Origin of the sequence: Pseudomonas sp. D47, from assembly GCF_045447305.1 — a bacterium.
Taxonomy (GTDB): Bacteria; Pseudomonadota; Gammaproteobacteria; order Pseudomonadales; family Pseudomonadaceae; genus Aquipseudomonas.
Window position 1 is genome coordinate 1 of record NZ_JBJGXU010000008.1, and the last position, 17,566, is coordinate 17,566.

The following is a 17,566-nucleotide window of genomic DNA, read 5'->3' on the forward strand; positions in this document are numbered from 1 at the left end:
AATAGCAGCCGTTACCGCAGCAACGGATATGTACTCAATCTACCTAAACCATCGCAGGCTAAAAGCAACACAAAAAGTTGCATAGATACCCATGGCTTGCCCGCGACGAGGTCCGCCCCGTCAACGCACATTCATCGCCGAGCATTAAATGCCGACAACGCCGCTATCGCCTCCGGTGATTTCAGCCGCTGGACAAACAACGCCCCCTCCTCCTCAATCACCCGCCGCAACTGCTCCCGATCAACACTCCTCATCAATTGTTTGGTCACCTGCACCGCTGCGGGCGCCAACGTTTCAAAACGCTCAGCCACTTCCCGCGCCTTGGCTAAGGCCGCCTCACCACTGCCCAGTGCCTCGGTGGCAAAGCCCCATGCCGCCGCCTGCTCGCCGGTAAAACCGTCCCCCAACAGCAACAGTTCAGCCGCTTTCGCATGCCCCAACAGCCGCGGCAGGATCAGGCTGGAACCAAACTCCGGGCACAGCCCCAAGTTGACGAACGGCATGCGCAAGCGTGCATCGCGACTGATATAAACCAGGTCGCAATGCAGCAGCAGCGTTGTACCAATGCCAACGGCCGCACCGGCCACGGCGGCGATCACCGGTTTACGGCAATTGAGCAGGCTTTTCATAAAGTGGAACGGTGGGCTATCGAGGTCGCTGGGTGGTTGCTCGAGGAAGTCGGCAATGTCGTTGCCGGCAGTGAAGCAGTCGCTGCTGCCCTGGATCAACACAGCTCGGACGCCTTCGTCCGCATCAGCCTGCTCCAGCGCCTGGGCCAATTGCGTGTACATGGTCCGGGTCAGGGCGTTTTTCTTGTCGGGGCGGTTGAGCTGCAAGGTCAGCAGCCCGCGTTCACGTTGCAGCAGGATCGCGTCGGTCATGGTGAATCTCGCGGCTGTAGAATTCAGCGCTCAACCACGGGGCAAAAACACATCGGCCAGCAGTTGATTACGCGGCAAACCCGCCAGGAACAGGCGCTTGGAAAACGCCTCGACGCTGGCAGGGTGCCCGCAGAGTAAAGCCAGAGTTTGCCGCGAAACAAGCCGCAGTTGCGCCAATGCCTGGGTTAACTCAGCCGCCGTCCACAGCTCCACGGTCAGGTTCGGGTGCTGCGCAGCCAACTGCGCCAGGGGCTCGGCCAAGTAATGCGCGTCGGCATCATGGGCCAGGTGAATCACGCGAATGGCGCCCTGGTGATCCTGGCGCAACGCCTCACGCAACACGCCCCATAACGGCCCAAGCCCCGTGCCAGAGGCCAGAAGCCAGAGCGGCCGCAATTGCCAATCGGGGTCATAGTGCAGCGCCCCGCCTCTCAACTCGCCCAGTCGCAGGCGGTCGCCCACTTGCAACTGACGGGCAATATCGCTGAATTCACCGGGTTGACGGCAATCGAGATGAAATTCCAGGAAGGTATCTTCCTGGGGCACGCTCGCCAACGAGTAGGGGCGTGCCACCTGCCCCGCCCACACCACCAAGTGCTGCCCGGCCCGGTAACGCAGGCCGCGTTCCGGTTGCAGACGCAGGCGCAGCACCGCCGCGCTCAACCAATCGACACCCACGACCTGAGCCGGCAAACCGTCACGCAACGGGTCAAACGTTTCGACCTGAAGATCCCCGCTGACCTGGCACTGGCAGGCCAAGCGCCAGCCGTCCTGACGTTGCGCCGGGCTCAGGGCGTCAGGTTGCTTGTCCTCGACCTCACCCAGGCAGCGCACCAGGCAGGCATGGCAACTGCCTGCCCGGCAACTGTAAGGCACGGCCACACCCGCCTGATTCAAGGCATCCAACAGGTTACTGCCGGTGGCTACCGACCAGTGGCGTTCGCCGACGTGCAGTTCAGGCATATAAGGTCTCAATCAGAAGGGCCGCGTACAGGAAATCATGCCCGACAGAGTTTGACCATAGTCGGGTGTATCGGCCACCGCGCCGGGTTATACTGCCGCGCCTTTTTAGCGTCGCGCCTGCACCATACGGCGTGCCTTGGAAAGGTGGACTCAGCCGACCGATGTACCCCACTGAGCCACCTTTATTGAATGTTCCCTTATAGAGGAGCGCGACTCATGACCGTGATCAAGCAAGACGACCTGATTCAGAGCGTTGCCGACGCCCTGCAATTCATTTCCTACTACCACCCCGTTGACTTCATCCAAGCGATGCACGAAGCCTACCTGCGCGAAGAGTCGCCGGCAGCCCGTGACTCCATCGCGCAGATCCTGATCAACTCGCGCATGTGCGCCACCGGCCATCGCCCGATCTGCCAGGACACCGGTATCGTTACCGTGTTCGTGCGCGTGGGCATGGATGTACGCTGGGACGGCGCCACCATGAGCCTGGACGACATGATCAACCAGGGCGTGCGCCAGGCTTACAACCTGCCGGAAAACGTCCTGCGTGCATCGATCCTCGCCGACCCGGCAGGCGCGCGCAAAAACACCAAGGACAACACCCCGGCCGTGATCCACTACTCCATCGTCCCGGGTAACACCGTGGAAGTGGACGTGGCGGCCAAGGGCGGCGGCTCCGAGAACAAGTCGAAAATGGCCATGCTCAACCCGTCCGACTCGATCGTCGACTGGGTGCTCAAGACCGTTCCGACCATGGGCGCCGGCTGGTGCCCACCGGGCATGCTCGGCATCGGCATCGGCGGCACCGCCGAGAAAGCCGCCGTGATGGCCAAGGAAGTGTTGATGGAATCCATCGACATTCACGAGCTGAAAAAGCGCGGCCCGTCCAACCGTATCGAAGAGATGCGCCTGGAGCTGTTCGAGAAGGTCAACCAACTGGGCATCGGCGCCCAGGGCCTGGGTGGCCTGACCACCGTGCTCGACGTGAAAATCATGGACTACCCGACCCACGCAGCCTCGCTGCCGGTGTGCATGATCCCCAACTGCGCCGCCACCCGTCACGCGCACTTCGTGCTCGACGGTTCGGGCCCTGCGTCGCTGGAAGCGCCATCGCTGGACGCCTACCCGGAAATCGTCTGGGAAGCCGGCCCGTCGGCCCGTCGCGTCAACCTCGACACCCTGACCCCAGAAGACGTGCAGAGCTGGAAGCCGGGCGAAACCGTGCTGCTCAACGGCAAGATGCTCACCGGTCGCGACGCGGCGCACAAGCGCATGGTCGAGATGCTGAACAAGGGCGAAACCCTGCCGGTGGACCTCAAGGGTCGCTTCATCTACTACGTCGGCCCGGTTGATCCAGTGCGCGAAGAAGTGGTTGGCCCGGCTGGCCCAACCACCGCCACGCGGATGGACAAGTTCACCCGCCAGATCCTCGAGCAAACCGGCCTGTTGGGCATGATCGGCAAATCCGAGCGCGGCCCGACTGCGATCGAAGCGATCAAAGACCACAAAGCCGTGTACCTGATGGCTGTGGGCGGCGCCGCTTACCTGGTGGCGCAAGCCATTAAGAAGTCGCGCGTGGTGGCTTTCGCCGAACTGGGCATGGAAGCGATCTACGAGTTCGACGTGAAAGACATGCCGGTCACCGTTGCGGTGGACAGCAAGGGCGAATCCGTCCACATCACCGGTCCTGCCATCTGGCAGAAAAAGATCAGTGAAAGCCTGGCGGTAGAAGTGCAGTAAACACTTCCCCCGCAAGGATAAAGGCGACTGTTGCCCCATGGCCCAGTCGCCTTTTTTATGCAGGGTAATTTTGTAATGACGAACGCGGTCATGTGGGAGCTGGCTTGCCTGCGATGCAGGCACCTCGGTTTTTCATTGAACCTGAGGTGATGCCATCGCAGGCAAGCCAGCTCCCACAACATCAACGTTGTGCATGCTATGGTGCTCACCCCTTACTGTGCCTGTTCATCACCGTATGATCGCGATCCCACGCCCCCTGCGCCTGACCTTCTACTCCCTGTTGATCATCGCCGGTGCGGTGCTGGCCGCTGCCTTGGCCACACGCCATGCCGAACGCCAAGCTTTGGTAGACGACGCCGCCCGCGCCAATCAACAGCTGGCGCTGTACGCCAACTCCCTGCACACCCTGATCGAACGCTACCGCGCCCTGCCCGCCGTACTGGCGCTGGACTCGGAAATGATCAACGCGTTGAAAGGCCCGTTGAGCGACACCACCCAAGACCTGCTCAACCGCAAACTGGAGCGCATCAACAGTGCTGCGCAGTCCTCCACCCTGGAGCTGATGGACCGCACCGGCCTGGCCGTGGCCGCCAGCAACTGGAACCTGCCGAGCAGTTATGTCGGGCACAACTACGCATTTCGCCCCTATTTCAGCCAGACCTTGAGCCAGGGCACCGGGCGTTTTTATGCGGTGGGCGTGACCACCGGGATCCCGGGTTACTTCCTCTCCAGCGCAATGGTCGATGAACATGAACAGTTCCTCGGCGCCATGGTCGTGAAGCTCGAATTCCCCGAACTTGAGCGCGAGTGGGCCCAGGGCAACGACCTGCTGCTGGTCAGCGATGCGCGCGGCGTCGTGTTTATCGCCAACCAGCCAGGCTGGCGTTACCGCAACCTGCGCCCGCTGTCGGCCAGTGACCTCGCCGACCTCAAGGCCACCCGCCAATACGACAAAAAACAATTGCAGCCGCTGGACACGCAAACGTTGCAGCGCTTTGACGAAAACAGCCACCTGATGCGCGTCAACGGTCCCGACGGCAGCGCCAATTACATCTGGGAATCGCTGCCGCTGAAGGCCGAAGGCTGGACCTTGCACCTGCTGCGCAAACCGCAGTTCGCCTTTGAAGACCAGCGCAATGCCGGCCTCGCCGCTGCCGGTTCCTGGCTGGCGCTGGTGTTCCTGGTGCTGTTCCTGACCCAACGCTGGCGCCTGGCCCGTTTGCGCCAACGCAGCCGCGAAGAACTTGAACGGCTTGTGGAGGAGCGCACCCAGGCGCTACGTACGGCCCAGGATGGGTTGGTGCAATCGGCCAAACTGGCGGCATTGGGGCAGATGTCCGCCGCCCTCGCCCATGAGATCAACCAGCCACTGACCGCCCAACGCATGCAGTTGGCGACCCTGCGCCTGCTGCTGGACCACGGCCGTGTGGACGATGCCTACAAGGCCCTCACGCCGCTGGACGACATGCTCACGCGCATGGCTGCACTTACCGGCCACCTCAAGACCTTCGCGCGCAAAAGCCCCAGCGGCCTGCGCGAAAAGCTGGACCTGGCCACCGTGGTCGATCAATCCCTGCACTTGCTCGACGCGCGCCTGCGCGACGAAACCATCGGCGTGGTGCTGGACCTGACCCGCCCGGCCTGGGTGCGCGGCGATGCCATCCGCCTGGAACAGGTGCTGATCAACCTGCTGCGCAACGCCCTCGACGCGATGGCCGACAAGCCGCGCAAACGCCTGGAAATCCGCCTGCAGGCCGATCAGCAACTGTGGCAGTTGACCGTCAGCGATAGCGGCGGCGGGATTGCCGAGGAACACTTGAACAGCGTGTTCGACCCGTTTTTTACCACCAAACCCGTGGGCGACGGCCTCGGCCTTGGGCTGGCGGTGTCCTACGCTATCGTCCACGAACTGGGCGGGCGCTTGCTCGCCGGCAACCGTGGCGACGGCGCAGTATTTACCTTGACCTTGCCGATTGCGCTGGAGACGCCCGACCTATGTTGAACGCAGTGATTGTGGTCGATGACGAAGCCAGCATTCGCACGGCTGTCGAACAATGGTTGAGCCTGTCGGGGTTTGAGGTGCAGTTGTTCAGCCGCGCCGAAGAGTGCCTGGCGCAACTGCCCAAGGACTTTCCCGGAGTGATCTTGAGCGACGTGCGCATGCCCGGGCTCAGCGGCCTGGAGCTGCTGGCCGAAGTGCAACGCCGCGATGCCGACTTGCCAGTGATCTTGCTGACCGGCCACGGCGATGTGCCGATGGCGGTGGAAGCCATGCGCGACGGCGCCTACGACTTTCTGGAAAAACCCTTCAGCCCCGACGCCTTGCTCAACAGCCTGCGCCGCGCCTTGGACAAACGCGGGCTGATCCTGGAAAACCGTCGCTTGCATCAACAGGCCGACCATCGCGCGCAACTGGAATCCAGCCTGCTGGGCGTGTCCCGCGGTTTGCAGAATTTGCGCCGCCAGGTGCTCGACTTGGCCAGTTTGCCGGTCAATGTGTTGATCCGTGGCGAGACCGGCAGTGGTAAAGAGCTAGTCGCGCGCTGCCTGCATGATTTCGGCCCGCGCGCGAAAAAGCCATTTGTAGCGCTCAACTGCGCCGCCATCCCCGAGCAACTGTTTGAGGCCGAATTGTTCGGCCACGAAAGTGGCGCGTTCACCGGCGCCCAAGGCAAGCGCATCGGCAAATTGGAATACGCCCACGGCGGCACGCTGTTCCTGGATGAAATCGAAAGCATGCCCTTGGCGCAGCAAGTGAAACTGCTGCGTGTGTTGCAGGAGCAAAAGCTGGAGCGGTTGGGCTCGAACCAAAGCATTCACGTGGACCTGCGCATCATCGCTGCCACCAAGCCGGACCTGCTGGAAGAGGCCCGCGCCGGAAGGTTTCGCGAGGATTTGGCGTATCGCTTGAACGTCGCGCAACTGCGCCTGCCGCCGTTGCGCGAACGCCGCGAAGATATTCCGCTGCTGTTCGACCACTTTGCCCACAGCGCCGCCGAGCGGCTGGGGCGTAGCGCCGAACCCTTGAGCGGCGCGCAACTGGGGCGGCTGCTCAGCCATGATTGGCCGGGCAACGTGCGTGAGCTGGCTAACGTTGCCGAACGCCAAGTGCTGGGCCTGGGTGAGCCGGAGCCGGAAGGTATCGAGGCGGGGCAATCGTTGGCGGCGCAGCAGGAGGCCTTTGAAGCGCACTGCCTGAAAGCGGCGCTGGTTCGGCATAAGGGTGATATCAAGGCGGTGTTGGCCGAGTTGCAACTGCCGCGGCGAACCTTCAATGAAAAGATGCAGCGCCATGGGTTGGTGCGGGATACGTTTCTGTAGGCCGGTTTTTGTGTTGTTTTCACAGACGCCATCGCAGGCAAGCCAGCTCCCACATTTTGATTTGTGAACACATTCAACTGTGGGAGCTGGCTTGCCTGCGATGAGGCCAGTAGCCATAAGCGGATTTCCGCTCATCACCCTCAAACCATCAGCGACTTTCCGCTCAAAAATATTCTGAAACCCTTCTAAACCGGGCCTTCATCTACTTGGCACAGCTCCTGCTATAGCCGAACCAGGCAGCGCTCGCGCCGCTCCACAAAAACAATTAGATGAAGGATCCTTCAATGGATAACTCCAACACCTTGCCTCTGGGGTCGGTGGCTGCGCCGGCAAAAGAACGCACGACGTCCAGCCGGATCAAATCGATCTTCAGCGGCTCCGTCGGCAACATGGTCGAGTGGTATGACTGGTACGTCTACGCCGCCTTCTCGCTGTACTTCGCCAAAGCCTTCTTCCCCGCCGGCTCTTCAACCGCCCAGTTGATGAACACCGCCGCCATCTTCGCCGTGGGTTTCATCATGCGCCCGATCGGTGGCTGGCTGATGGGCCTCTACGCTGACTACAAGGGCCGCAAGGCCGCGCTGATGGCCTCGGTATTGCTGATGTGCTTCGGCTCGCTGCTGATCGCGTTGACCCCGGGTTACGACACCATCGGCATCGGCGCACCGATCCTGCTGGTGTTCGCACGCTTGCTGCAAGGCCTGTCGGTCGGCGGCGAGTACGGCACCTCGGCCACCTACTTGAGTGAAATGGCGACCAAGGAACGTCGCGGTTTCTTCTCCAGCTTCCAGTACGTGACCCTGATCTCCGGCCAACTCATCGCCCTGGCCGTATTGATCGTGCTGCAACAAACCCTGACCACCGAGCAGCTGTATGCCTGGGGCTGGCGCATCCCGTTCGCCATCGGCGCGCTGTGCGCAGTGGTCGCGCTGTTCCTGCGTCGTGGCATGGAAGAAACCGAGTCGTTCACCAAAAAGGAAAAAGCCAAGGAAAGCGCGATGCGCACCTTGATGCGCCACCCCAAGGAAGTGTTGACCGTGGTCGGCCTGACCATGGGCGGCACCCTGGCGTTCTACACCTACACCACTTACATGCAGAAGTACCTGGTGAACACCGTCGGCATGAGCATCTCCGACTCCACCACCATTTCAGCCGCCACGCTGTTTCTGTTCATGTGCCTGCAACCCCTGGTCGGCGGGCTCTCCGACAAAGTCGGCCGTCGCCCGATACTGATCGCCTTCGGCATACTCGGTACGCTGTTCACCGTGCCAATTCTCACCACCCTGCACACCATCCAAAGCTGGTGGGGCGCGTTCTTCCTGATCATGGCGGCGCTGATCATCGTCAGCGGCTACACCTCGATCAACGCGGTGGTGAAAGCCGAGCTGTTCCCTACGGAGATTCGCGCCCTGGGCGTGGGCCTGCCGTATGCGCTGACCGTGTCGATCTTCGGCGGTACCGCTGAATACATCGCACTGTGGTTCAAGTGCATTGGCATGGAAACCGGTTACTACTGGTATGTAACGGCATGTATTGCGGTGTCGCTGGTGGTTTACGTGACCATGAAGGACACGCGCAAGCACTCGCGGATTACTACGGACTAAAGGTTTATCGCGCTAAAACATGTGGGAGCTGGCTTGCCTGCGATAGCATCACCTCGGTCTACCTGATAAACCAAGGTACCTGCATCGCGGGCAAGTCAAAGCGTCGAACCGCCGGCTCCCACATAAGCCCGCTCCCACATTTTGAATCAGGACACGTCCGCTAATGCGGCGCGCCCATACCGACGCTGCGCATACGACGCGCCGGCAATCATCACCACCAACACGCCCGCCAACACCGCCGATGAACCAATGGTGCCGAAATCCAGCCCGCCCTTTTCATGGGGCTTGGTGAGGAAATCGCCCAGGGTCGCGCCAAACGGTCGCGTCAGCACAAACGCCACCCAGAACAACAGCACCGACGACAGTTGAGTGAAGTATTTGAGTGCCACCACCACCGCAATGGCCGAGCCGATCAGCAAGGCGCCGCCAGCAAAGCCCAGCCCGGAATCGTCCGCCAGGAAGTCGCCCAACGCGGTGCCCAAGGTGTTGGAGAACAGAATCGCCATCCAGTAAAACAACTCACCCCGCAAGGTCTGCACCTTGTTCACATTCAGCGAATCGCCGCTGAGGTGCCACACGGCAAAGATGATCATCAGGATCACGATCAGGATCATCGACCCCGTGGCATACCCCAGGCCCAGCGTACGGTCCATAAAGTCCGACATCGTGGTGCCGGCCGTGCTGGTGGACAAAATCACGATCCAGTACAGCACCGGGTTGTAGGTTTTCGACCAGAGTTGCGTCACCAGGGTGACGAGAAACACGCTGATCAGGATCATCGAGCTGATGGCGTAGCCAACGTTCAGGGTCATCGACAACAAATCCCCGGCGGTTTCGCCCAGGGTAGTTGCGCAGATTTTCATGACCCAGAACGCCAGGGTGATCTGAGGAAGTTTGTTCATGATGCGCAAGGCTCCGAAGCTCAGTCTTTCATTGGGCCGACTTATAGGGGGTATCGACCTGGCGCGCAGACTGAACCGGACGCTGTGAAAAATAGGTGGGCAATCAATGAAAATTCCATCCAGCCAATGGAATTTCGCCGCTATGGATTGCACTATGGCTACCTCCCAGAACCCCGCAGCAGGAACCCCGGCCCATGTCTGACGATATCCATTTCTACGAGCCCGCCAACGGCCACGGCCTGCCCCACGACCCGTTCAACGCCATCGTCGGCCCTCGGCCGATCGGCTGGATTTCCTCCCACGACCGCGAAGGCCGCCTGAACCTGGCGCCCTACAGTTTCTTCAATGCGTTCAACTACATTCCACCGATCATTGGGTTTTCCAGCGTCGGGCGCAAAGACAGCCTGAACAATATCGAGCAGACCGGCGAGTTTGTGTGGAACCTGGCCACCCGCCCACTGGCCGAGCAGATGAACCAGAGTTGCGCGGCGGTATCGCCGGATGTGAATGAGTTCGAGCTGTCCGGCCTGACGCCGGTGGCGTCGAAAATCGTCGGCGTGCCGCGCGTGGGCAAAAGCCCGGTGTCGTTCGAGTGCAAGGTGACGCAGATCATTCAGCTGCAGCGCGCCGACAAAGAGTTGGTACCGAGCTGGCTGGTACTGGGCGAAGTGGTCGCGGTGCACATTGCCAAGTGGCTGCTTAAGGATGGGGTCTACGACACCGCCGCCGCGGAGCCGATCTTGCGCGGTGGTGGGCCGGCGGATTACTTCCAGTTGGGGCCGGAGGCGTTGTTCAAGATGTATCGCCCTCGCTGATTGGAATACTTCCCAACAGACACAACAGACCAGTGTGGGAGCCGGGCTTGCCCGCGATAGCGGCGTGTCGGCCACCCAATGAGTCGACCATTACGCCCTCATCGCGGGCAAGCCCGGCTCCCACATTTGGTCTATGTTGATCAGCAGAAAGAGCGTTAGCTGGCGGCAGTTGCCCAGGTCAGTTGACCCTCTTCGTCCACATCGATCAACCGCTCTAATTGCACGGTAGCCGCATCATCAGCGTCGGAGGCGGTCTTGAACGTCTGCCCATCAAGGATCTTGTGAAAACGCGGTGCGCCCATGCCATCCAGTGCCTTTACGGCGATGGCAGCGCTGTAGCCACCCGCCTCTTCACGTACCAAGGCGGAAACAGCTTCGTGGTGGGCAAATTGTTTACGTGCCATGTTGCAGGTCCTGGCCAATGGGTAAGTCGGCCATTCTAAAGCACTAGCCGGCCAGTTGCAGGTACTCGCCATAGGCATGCGCAGCGGATGCATCGGTAAAGGTCTGGAAGTCCATGCTGCGCAACACCCTGTCGTTCAACAGCTCGGTAAAGATCATCAAGGCGGGAGAATTGAAGTAGGCGCTCATCGCCTGCTCGCTGCTCCAGAAGCCCGAAACCAGCCATACATCGGGGTCGACCTGTGAGTGCTGCAACGAGAATTGCAGGCAACCCTGAGCCTGACGGCCCGGTTCGATCAAACTGCTCAAGCGTGCACCGAGTTCGGTGCTGCACCCGGTACGGGCGCGGATAAAGGCCATATGGCTCGCGGGAATGGGGGTGGACATGTTCAACTCTCCCGTTGAGAAGTGATGCTCGGCAAGCACTGTGAGGGCGTGTTGCCACAGGATCAAAGATAACGGCGCGGGTGTGGGTGCGGTTAGTCAATTCCTGCCGGCTTATTGCACAATCCTGCGAGAAGCGCAGGCGAGACGTAGGGCCCCTGAGGTTTATTCCAGGCTCATGCTCAGTGTTTCAGGGAGATGACAGGCGCGGCACTTGCCTGATTCGCAACTTATCGCAGGATCAGGCAAGGATTGTGCAGAATCGACGTAACACCTTTTCAAACACCGCCGCTAAGCTTGGCCCATCAAAGAAGTGTGTAGAGGACGCCCCAATGCCGTCGCCGGAACATAAGTCCATTCCCCTCGATGCCGAGACGGAAAAACAGCGCGCCGAACTGGCCAGCATCGTGCATCGGCATACCTGGGAAGACGGCTCCTACGGCACCGCAATCACTTCACTGTTCCTCAACCGTCATAACACGCCACGCGACTTCATGCCGGTGCTGGTGGAGCCCGCGCTGTGCATCCTCGCCAGCGGCAGCAAGGAAGTGCGCCTGGCCGACGAAATCTTTGCCTACGACCCGCTTAACTATTTGGTGTTCTCGGTCGCCATGCCGGTGGCCGGGCGGATCATCGACGCCACCCCCGAAGATCCGAACCTGTCGGTGCGCATCAACATCGACCCCGCGCAGCTGACGGCGCTGATCGCCGAGGCCGGCCCGATGGGCGTGCCCTCGCGCCCGACATCGCGCGGCATGTACGTCGACTGCATCGACTCCCAACTGCTCGACGCGGTGCTGCGCCTGGCGCGCCTGCTGGACAGCCCCAAAGACATCACGATGCTCGCGCCGTTGATCAACCGCGAGATTCTTTATCGTTTGCTGCGTGGGCCGCAGGGCTATCGGCTGTATGAAATCGCCGTGGCCAACAGTCAGAGCCATCGCGTGAGCCAGGCGATCAAGTGGTTGAACAGCAACTATGAACAACCGCTGCGCATTGATGACCTGGCCAAGGAAGTGAACCTCAGCGTCTCGACCTTGCACCACCGCTTCAAGGCGATCACCGCCATGAGCCCGCTGCAATACCAGAAGCAGTTGCGCTTGCAGGAGGCGCGGCGGCTGATGATTGCCGAAGGCCTGGAGGCCTCGGCGGCGGGGTATCGGGTGGGGTATGAAAGCCCGTCGCAGTTCAGCCGGGAGTACAGCCGGTTGTTTGGGGCGCCGCCGCTGCGGGATCTGGCCAGACTGCGCCAAAGTATCTGACTCAGCGCAGCTCCCACATTTGATCCTCGGTGTTCTTTAGTCCAGGGTCCGGGGCAACCGCAGCGTCACTCGCAAACCACCCTCACGCAGGTTCTGCAAACTCACTTCACCACCATGGCTGTGGGCAATGTTGCGCGCAATGCCCAACCCCAACCCATAACCCTGCTGCTGCCCAGCCAACCGAAAGTGCGGCTCAAAGACTTGCTCCAGCCGCTGCTCCGGTACGCCAGGCCCTTCGTCATCCACGTGCAGGATAAATTCCGCGCCATCGTCTTCGATGTGCAAATGCGCGTTCTGCCCATACTTCAACGCGTTGTCGATCAGGTTACCGATGCAACGCTTGAGCGCCAGCGGCTTGCCCGCATACGGCGCCAATGCTCGACCGTCCTGAGTGATGCGGCCATTACCATTGGGCGCCAGGTACGGTTCCACCAGGCAGTCAAGCACGTGATTGAGGTCGACCGGCTCGATGTTTTCGTGGATGTCGGTGTCTTTCACGCATTGCAGCGCGCCCTTCACCAGCAACTCCAGTTCATCCAGATCGCGGCCGAATTTGGTTTGCAGGTTCTCGTCTTCGAGCAGTTCCACGCGCAGGCGCAGGCGGGTAATCGGTGTGCGCAAGTCGTGGGAAATCGCGCTGAACAATTGGCTGCGCTCGGTCAAGTAACGGCTGATGCGCTCGCGCATGGCATTGAACGCACGGCCCACTTCCACCACTTCACTGCCGCCGCCTTCGGCCACCGGCTCCACGTCCGCGCCCAGTGACATATCCCGCGCCGCCAGCGCCAGGCGCTTGAGTGGCCGGCTCTGCCAGTGCACCAACAGGCCAATAAACAGTAACAGGAAGCCGCTGGTCAGCACGATGAACCACACCTGTTGCGAGGGCAGGCCTTGTTCTTCAAGGCTGGTGTAGGGCTCGGGCAACAGTGAGGCGATGTACAGCCATTCGCCCGGCGCCAGCTGGATCTGGGTGACCAGCACCGGCGGGTTCACCGGCTCCAGGGTCAGCGCGTAATGCGCCCAGGAGCGCGGCAGTTCATCGAGTTTCAAGCCGGCGTTGAAAATACGCAGGTCCTCGGCACTGACGAACTCCACCGAGATATGCACATCGCCGCCCAGGGTCTGGCGCAACACTTCGTCTACCGCTTGCAGCACCGCCTGTTTGCGCGGGGTCTGCGGCAATATCTGCATATCCAAAGGTCGGTCGTTGAGGGTCACCACAAAACGCGTGCCGCCCATGCTGCGCAACTGATCCAGCACCAGCGGGCGATAGGCCACGGGCAGCGAACGGAAATAACTCACGCTGGCCGTCATCGAGTGCGCCAAGCTGCGGGCGCTGGTGACCAGGCCTTCGAGCTGGGTGGCACGCAATTGCGAGACCCAGATCACGCTGGACAGCGCCTGGGCGAACAGCACCGCGAGCAAGGTCAGCAGGAGCATGCGCCCCAGCAGCGAGCGCGGCACCGGAAAACGGCGGCGTTCGGTCACATGCTCAGTGGGCATTGCCGGCAACCACGCTGGCTGCCAACTGATAACCGCTGCCACGCACGGTGCGGATCAGCCGTGGCGGTTTTTCGGTATCGCGCAGGCGTTGGCGCAGGCGGCTGACGGCCATGTCGACGATGCGGTCCAGCGGCATCAGGTCGCGGCCACGGGTGGCGTTGCCGATGGTGTCGCGGTCGAGAATTTGTTGCGGGTGGTCGAGAAACAATTTGAGCAGGGCAAAGTCGGCGCCGGAGAGAATCACCTCTTCGCCGTCGACGTGAAACAAACGATGGCTGACCATGTCCAGGCGCCATTCATCAAACACCCACACATCGCCACCGCTGCCGCGCTCCTGGCCGAACTGGGCACGGCGCAACAGGGCTTTGATTCGCGCTTGCAGCTCGCGAGGGCTGAACGGCTTGCCGATGTAGTCGTCGGCACCCAGTTCCAGGCCGATCACGCGGTCGGTTTCGTCGGAGCTGGCGGTGAGCATGATGATCGGCACCTGCGCCTGGCGCGGGTGCTGGCGAATCCAGCGGCAGAGGCTGAAACCGTCTTCGTCGGGCAACATCACATCGAGGATGACCAGGTCGCACGGCGCCTCGTTCATCGCCTGGCGGAACCCCGCGCCATCCGGCACGCCACGCACCTGGAAGCCGGCGCGACTGAGGTAGGTTTGCAGCAATTCGCGGATTTCCTGGTCGTCGTCGACGAGGAGAATCGATTTACTGATTACGCTCACGGGGTCCTCCTTGTTGTTATGGCCAAGCTTAAGTCATTTGTTGCCCTTGAGGCCCTATCGCGGGCAAGCCCGCTCCCACATTTGAAATACATTTTTCAGCACGAATGCATTCCCCTGTGGGAGCTGGCTTGCCTGCGATAGCGCCCTCATGGCCTACGCAAAAGCCTGCTCCAGTGCAACTCCAGCCCCGGTCAACCCGGAATACGGCGCGGTCACCAACCACACCGGAATGCCTTTGAAGTAGTCGCTCATGCAGCCCTTGTCGCCGAAACTCTTGGCAAAACCGCTGTTGATAAAGAAGTCGGCGAACCGTGGAATCACCCCGCCCACGATGTACACGCCACCGCGTCCACCGGTGGTCAGCACGTTGTTCCCCGCGACGCGGCCCAGCCAAACGCTGAACTGGTTTAACACTTCCATCGCCACCGGGTCGCCGGCCAGGCCGGCTGCCGTAATGGCTTCGGGCGTGTCCAGCACCGGTGTATGCCCGTCAACCGCACAAATGGCGCGGTACACGCGCGGCAAGCCGCCACCGCTCAAGGCCGTTTCGGCGCTGACGTGGCCGATCTCAGCGTAGATGTGCTGCCACAGCTGGGTTTCACGCGGGCTGCTCAGCGGCAGGTCGACATGCCCGCCCTCCCCCGGCAACGCAGCGAAGCGCCCGCCCCCCAAATCCAACAAGGTGCCGACACCCAGGCCGGTGCCCGGGCCGATCACCACGGCAGGGCGCAACGGTTCCGGCGTGCCTTCGCACACCACGCGAAATTCGTCGGGCTTGAGGCGGGTCATGCCCAGGGCCATGGCCGAGAAGTCATTGATCAGCAGCAGCTCATCGACCTGCAAGGTTTTGCAGAATGCAGTTTTGCTCAGGCGCCAGTGATTGTTGGTGAATTTAAATTCATCGCCACTCACAGGCCCCGCGACTGACAGGCACACCGCGCCGATGGCGCCGATGTCCAGGCCTTCTTCCTTGAGGTAGACCTTGATGGCCTCCTCAGGGCTGTGGTGATCCGCCGTGGCGTGCACGCGGATCGAATGCAGCGCCTGATCCTGCCACAACGCAAAACGGGCGTTGGTACCCCCGATGTCACCGACCAGCGCTAGCTTCACTTAAGCGTCTCCAAGGCAGAGGTAAAGGCGCTGGCGCCCTGCTCTGCGGAGCTTGCGGCCAAGCGCATAAATGCAAACAGCTCACGCCCCGCCCCCACGTTATTGCCCAACAGGCCCGTGGCAGGCGTGCGCGCTGCAAATTCTTCGGCGTCCACCTTAAGCTCCAAGGTGCCCTTCACGCCATCCACGCGAATGATATCGCCATCTTTGACCCGCGCCAGCGGCCCGCCGCTCTGAGCTTCGGGGTTGACGTGAATCGCGGCGGGGATCTTACCCGACGCGCCGGACATACGCCCGTCTGTCACCAACGCCACTTTGAAGCCACGGTCCTGCAACACACCGAGGAACGGCGTCATTTTGTGCAGTTCCGGCATGCCATTGGAGCGCGGGCCCTGGAAGCGCATCACCGCGACAAAGTCTTTTTCCAGCTGGCCAGCCTTGAACGCATCGGCCAGATCCTGTTGATCCTGGAACACCACAGCCGGTGCTTCGACGATCTGGTGCTCTGGCGCCACGGCCGAGACTTTCATCACGCCCCGGCCGAGGTTGCCCTCCATCACGCGCAGGCCGCCTTCCGCCGAGAACGCACGGGCCACGGGACGCAAGATGGTTTCGTCGAGGCTTTCGATCGGGCCTTCGCGCCAGATCAGCTCGCCGTCGACCAGGAACGGCTCCTGGGTGTAACGGCTTAGGCCCTTGCCCGCCACGGTGTTGACGTCTTCGTGGAGCAAACCGGCTTCAAGCAGTTCACGGATCAGGAACGACATGCCGCCCGCTGCCTGGAAGTGGTTGATGTCGGCCTTGCCGTTCGGATACACGTGGGACAGGGTCGGCACCACCTCGGAGAGGTCGGCCATGTCCTGCCAGGTGAGGATGATGCCCGCCGACATGGCGATGGCCGGCATGTGCAGGGTGTGGTTGGTGGAACCGCCGGTGGCGTTGAGCGCGACGATGGAGTTGACGATGGATTTTTCGTCGACGATCTCGCCGATCGGCGTGAAGTTGCCGTTGGCCTTGGTCAGGCGCGTGACCTGATGCGCAGCTTCGCGGGTCAGCGCATCACGCAGCGGCGTGTACGGGTTGACGAACGAGGCGCCCGGCAAGTGCAGGCCCATCACTTCCATCAGCAACTGGTTGGTGTTGGCGGTGCCGTAGAAGGTGCAGGTGCCAGGGCTGTGGTAGGACTTCATCTCCGACTCCAGCAGCTCCTCGCGGGTGGCCTTGCCTTCGGCGTAGCGCTGGCGCACGTCGGCCTTCTGCTTGTTGGAGATGCCCGACGGCATTGGGCCGCCCGGTACAAAGACCATCGGCAGGTGGCCGTAACGCAATGCGCCCATCATCAGGCCCGGGACGATCTTGTCGCAGATGCCCAGCATCAGCGCGGCATCGAACATGTTGTGGGACAGCGCTACCGCCGTGGACATGGCGATGACTTCACGGCTGAGCAGGCTCAGCTCCATGCCGGGCTCGCCCTGGGTCACGCCGTCGCACATGGCAGGCGTGCCGCCGGCGAACTGGCCGACCGAGCCGACTTCGCGCAGGGCGGTCTTGATCTGTTCAGGGAAATGTTCGTACGGCTGGTGCGCCGAGAGCATGTCGTTATATGACGAAACAATTGCCACGTTGGCGGCATTCATCATTCGCAGGCTATTTTTATCTTCAGTGCCGCAACCGGCCACGCCGTGGGCGAAGTTGGCGCATTGCAGCTTGCCGCGCATCGGGCCGTCGCTGGCTGCGCCGCGAATGAGCGCAAGGTAAGCCTCGCGGGTTGCACGACTGCGGGCGATAAGCCGTTCGGTGACCTCAATAACGCGGGGATGCATGTATAGAACTCCAGGCTAACGGATGTGGCGACCTGAGAGTCTATGCTGGTCAAACGCCCGCCGCGAAGAGGTTGGCAGGGTGTTACTTGACCAATCGGACCAGTTGATTCAGGTCACTCGTTGTAGATTGAA

General features: G+C 61.4%; 15 protein-coding genes. 6 read left to right on the plus strand and 9 right to left on the minus strand.

Going from position 1 to position 17,566, the window contains the following annotated elements; all coding sequences use genetic code 11:
* Positions 1 to 131: 131 nt before the first annotated feature.
* Entirely contained in the window at positions 132 to 881 is a 750-nt protein-coding gene (locus tag ACI77I_RS08080) for an enoyl-CoA hydratase-related protein (protein WP_406997293.1), read from the minus strand.
* A 30-nt stretch (positions 882 to 911) separates the two neighbouring features.
* Positions 912 to 1,844, minus strand: a complete 933-nt coding sequence (locus ACI77I_RS08085; RefSeq protein ID WP_406991775.1) for an iron-sulfur-binding ferredoxin reductase — start codon at positions 1,842 to 1,844, stop codon at positions 912 to 914.
* Positions 1,845 to 2,060: 216 nt separating this feature from the next.
* On the opposite strand from ACI77I_RS08085, the gene ACI77I_RS08090 reads away from it, so the two are divergent.
* From ACI77I_RS08090 to ACI77I_RS08105, 4 genes are all read left to right on the plus strand, one after another.
* Positions 2,061 to 3,584, plus strand: coding sequence for a fumarate hydratase (locus ACI77I_RS08090; RefSeq protein ID WP_094953881.1), 1,524 nt, complete (start codon positions 2,061 to 2,063; stop codon positions 3,582 to 3,584).
* Positions 3,585 to 3,819: 235 nt separating this feature from the next.
* Complete coding sequence (locus tag ACI77I_RS08095) at positions 3,820 to 5,586, plus strand: ATP-binding protein (RefSeq protein ID WP_406997294.1); 1,767 nt, start codon at positions 3,820 to 3,822, stop codon at positions 5,584 to 5,586.
* The gene (locus ACI77I_RS08100) at positions 5,580 to 6,905 is read left to right on the plus strand and encodes a sigma-54 dependent transcriptional regulator (protein ID WP_263273914.1); all 1,326 of its coding nucleotides are present in this window, start codon (positions 5,580 to 5,582) and stop codon (positions 6,903 to 6,905) included. The genes ACI77I_RS08095 and ACI77I_RS08100 overlap by 7 nt, the downstream gene beginning before the upstream one ends.
* A 284-nt stretch (positions 6,906 to 7,189) precedes the next feature.
* Complete coding sequence (locus tag ACI77I_RS08105) at positions 7,190 to 8,509, plus strand: MFS transporter (RefSeq protein ID WP_406997295.1); 1,320 nt, start codon at positions 7,190 to 7,192, stop codon at positions 8,507 to 8,509.
* A 146-nt stretch (positions 8,510 to 8,655) separates the two neighbouring features.
* On the opposite strand, the gene ACI77I_RS08110 is transcribed toward ACI77I_RS08105, so the two are convergent.
* Entirely contained in the window at positions 8,656 to 9,411 is a 756-nt protein-coding gene (locus tag ACI77I_RS08110; RefSeq protein ID WP_094952644.1) for a hypothetical protein, read from the minus strand.
* Positions 9,412 to 9,605: 194 nt separating this feature from the next.
* On the opposite strand from ACI77I_RS08110, the gene ACI77I_RS08115 reads away from it, so the two are divergent.
* Positions 9,606 to 10,226 (plus strand): flavin reductase family protein, encoded by a 621-nt coding sequence (locus ACI77I_RS08115; RefSeq protein WP_406997296.1) that lies wholly within the window; start codon positions 9,606 to 9,608, stop codon positions 10,224 to 10,226.
* Between the two features lie 155 nt (positions 10,227 to 10,381).
* On the opposite strand, the gene ACI77I_RS08120 is transcribed toward ACI77I_RS08115, so the two are convergent.
* Positions 10,382 to 10,630 carry a hypothetical protein gene (locus ACI77I_RS08120; RefSeq protein ID WP_094952646.1) on the minus strand — a complete coding sequence of 83 codons (249 nt, stop codon included), beginning with the start codon at positions 10,628 to 10,630 and terminating at the stop codon, positions 10,382 to 10,384.
* 43 nt (positions 10,631 to 10,673) lie between these two features.
* Complete coding sequence (locus ACI77I_RS08125; RefSeq protein ID WP_094952647.1) at positions 10,674 to 11,015, minus strand: antibiotic biosynthesis monooxygenase family protein; 342 nt, start codon at positions 11,013 to 11,015, stop codon at positions 10,674 to 10,676.
* A 329-nt stretch (positions 11,016 to 11,344) separates the two neighbouring features.
* Here ACI77I_RS08125 and ACI77I_RS08130 point away from each other — a divergent pair, with 329 nt between their 5' ends.
* A complete protein-coding gene (locus ACI77I_RS08130) occupies positions 11,345 to 12,274 on the plus strand; it encodes an AraC family transcriptional regulator (protein WP_094952648.1) in 930 nt (309 codons plus the stop codon).
* A gap of 36 nt (positions 12,275 to 12,310) precedes the next feature.
* Here the strand turns inward: ACI77I_RS08130 and ACI77I_RS08135 are convergent, their stop codons facing one another.
* The 4 genes from ACI77I_RS08135 to edd all read right to left on the minus strand — a co-directional run bounded on the left by ACI77I_RS08135 (position 12,311) and on the right by edd (position 17,434).
* Positions 12,311 to 13,738 carry an ATP-binding protein gene (locus ACI77I_RS08135; RefSeq protein ID WP_371917705.1) on the minus strand — a complete coding sequence of 476 codons (1,428 nt, stop codon included), beginning with the start codon at positions 13,736 to 13,738 and terminating at the stop codon, positions 12,311 to 12,313.
* A 28-nt stretch (positions 13,739 to 13,766) separates the two neighbouring features.
* Complete coding sequence (locus tag ACI77I_RS08140) at positions 13,767 to 14,501, minus strand: response regulator (RefSeq protein WP_094952650.1); 735 nt, start codon at positions 14,499 to 14,501, stop codon at positions 13,767 to 13,769.
* Between the two features lie 153 nt (positions 14,502 to 14,654).
* On the minus strand, positions 14,655 to 15,611 hold the full coding sequence (locus ACI77I_RS08145) for a glucokinase (protein ID WP_094952651.1): 957 nt from the start codon (positions 15,609 to 15,611) through the stop codon (positions 14,655 to 14,657).
* Positions 15,608 to 17,434 (minus strand): phosphogluconate dehydratase, encoded by a 1,827-nt coding sequence (gene edd / locus ACI77I_RS08150; RefSeq protein WP_094952652.1) that lies wholly within the window; start codon positions 17,432 to 17,434, stop codon positions 15,608 to 15,610. The genes ACI77I_RS08145 and edd overlap by 4 nt, the downstream gene beginning before the upstream one ends.
* Positions 17,435 to 17,566 lie beyond the last annotated feature (132 nt).

Excerpts from the sequence above, each read along its gene's own strand:
- ACI77I_RS08125 (WP_094952647.1), bottom strand. The coding sequence starts at position 11,015 with ATGTCCACCCCCATTCCCGCGAGCCATATGGCCTTTATCCGCGCCCGT.
- ACI77I_RS08095 (WP_406997294.1), top strand. The coding sequence starts at position 3,820 with ATGATCGCGATCCCACGCCCCCTGCGCCTGACCTTCTACTCCCTGTTG.
- ACI77I_RS08130 (WP_094952648.1), top strand. The coding sequence starts at position 11,345 with ATGCCGTCGCCGGAACATAAGTCCATTCCCCTCGATGCCGAGACGGAA.
- ACI77I_RS08120 (WP_094952646.1), bottom strand. The coding sequence starts at position 10,630 with ATGGCACGTAAACAATTTGCCCACCACGAAGCTGTTTCCGCCTTGGTA.
- ACI77I_RS08115 (WP_406997296.1), top strand. The coding sequence starts at position 9,606 with ATGTCTGACGATATCCATTTCTACGAGCCCGCCAACGGCCACGGCCTG.
- ACI77I_RS08090 (WP_094953881.1), top strand. The coding sequence starts at position 2,061 with ATGACCGTGATCAAGCAAGACGACCTGATTCAGAGCGTTGCCGACGCC.
- edd (WP_094952652.1), bottom strand. The coding sequence starts at position 17,434 with ATGCATCCCCGCGTTATTGAGGTCACCGAACGGCTTATCGCCCGCAGT.
- ACI77I_RS08100 (WP_263273914.1), top strand. The coding sequence starts at position 5,580 with ATGTTGAACGCAGTGATTGTGGTCGATGACGAAGCCAGCATTCGCACG.
- ACI77I_RS08085 (WP_406991775.1), bottom strand. The coding sequence starts at position 1,844 with ATGCCTGAACTGCACGTCGGCGAACGCCACTGGTCGGTAGCCACCGGC.
- ACI77I_RS08110 (WP_094952644.1), bottom strand. The coding sequence starts at position 9,411 with ATGAACAAACTTCCTCAGATCACCCTGGCGTTCTGGGTCATGAAAATC.
- ACI77I_RS08105 (WP_406997295.1), top strand. The coding sequence starts at position 7,190 with ATGGATAACTCCAACACCTTGCCTCTGGGGTCGGTGGCTGCGCCGGCA.
- ACI77I_RS08080 (WP_406997293.1), bottom strand. The coding sequence starts at position 881 with ATGACCGACGCGATCCTGCTGCAACGTGAACGCGGGCTGCTGACCTTG.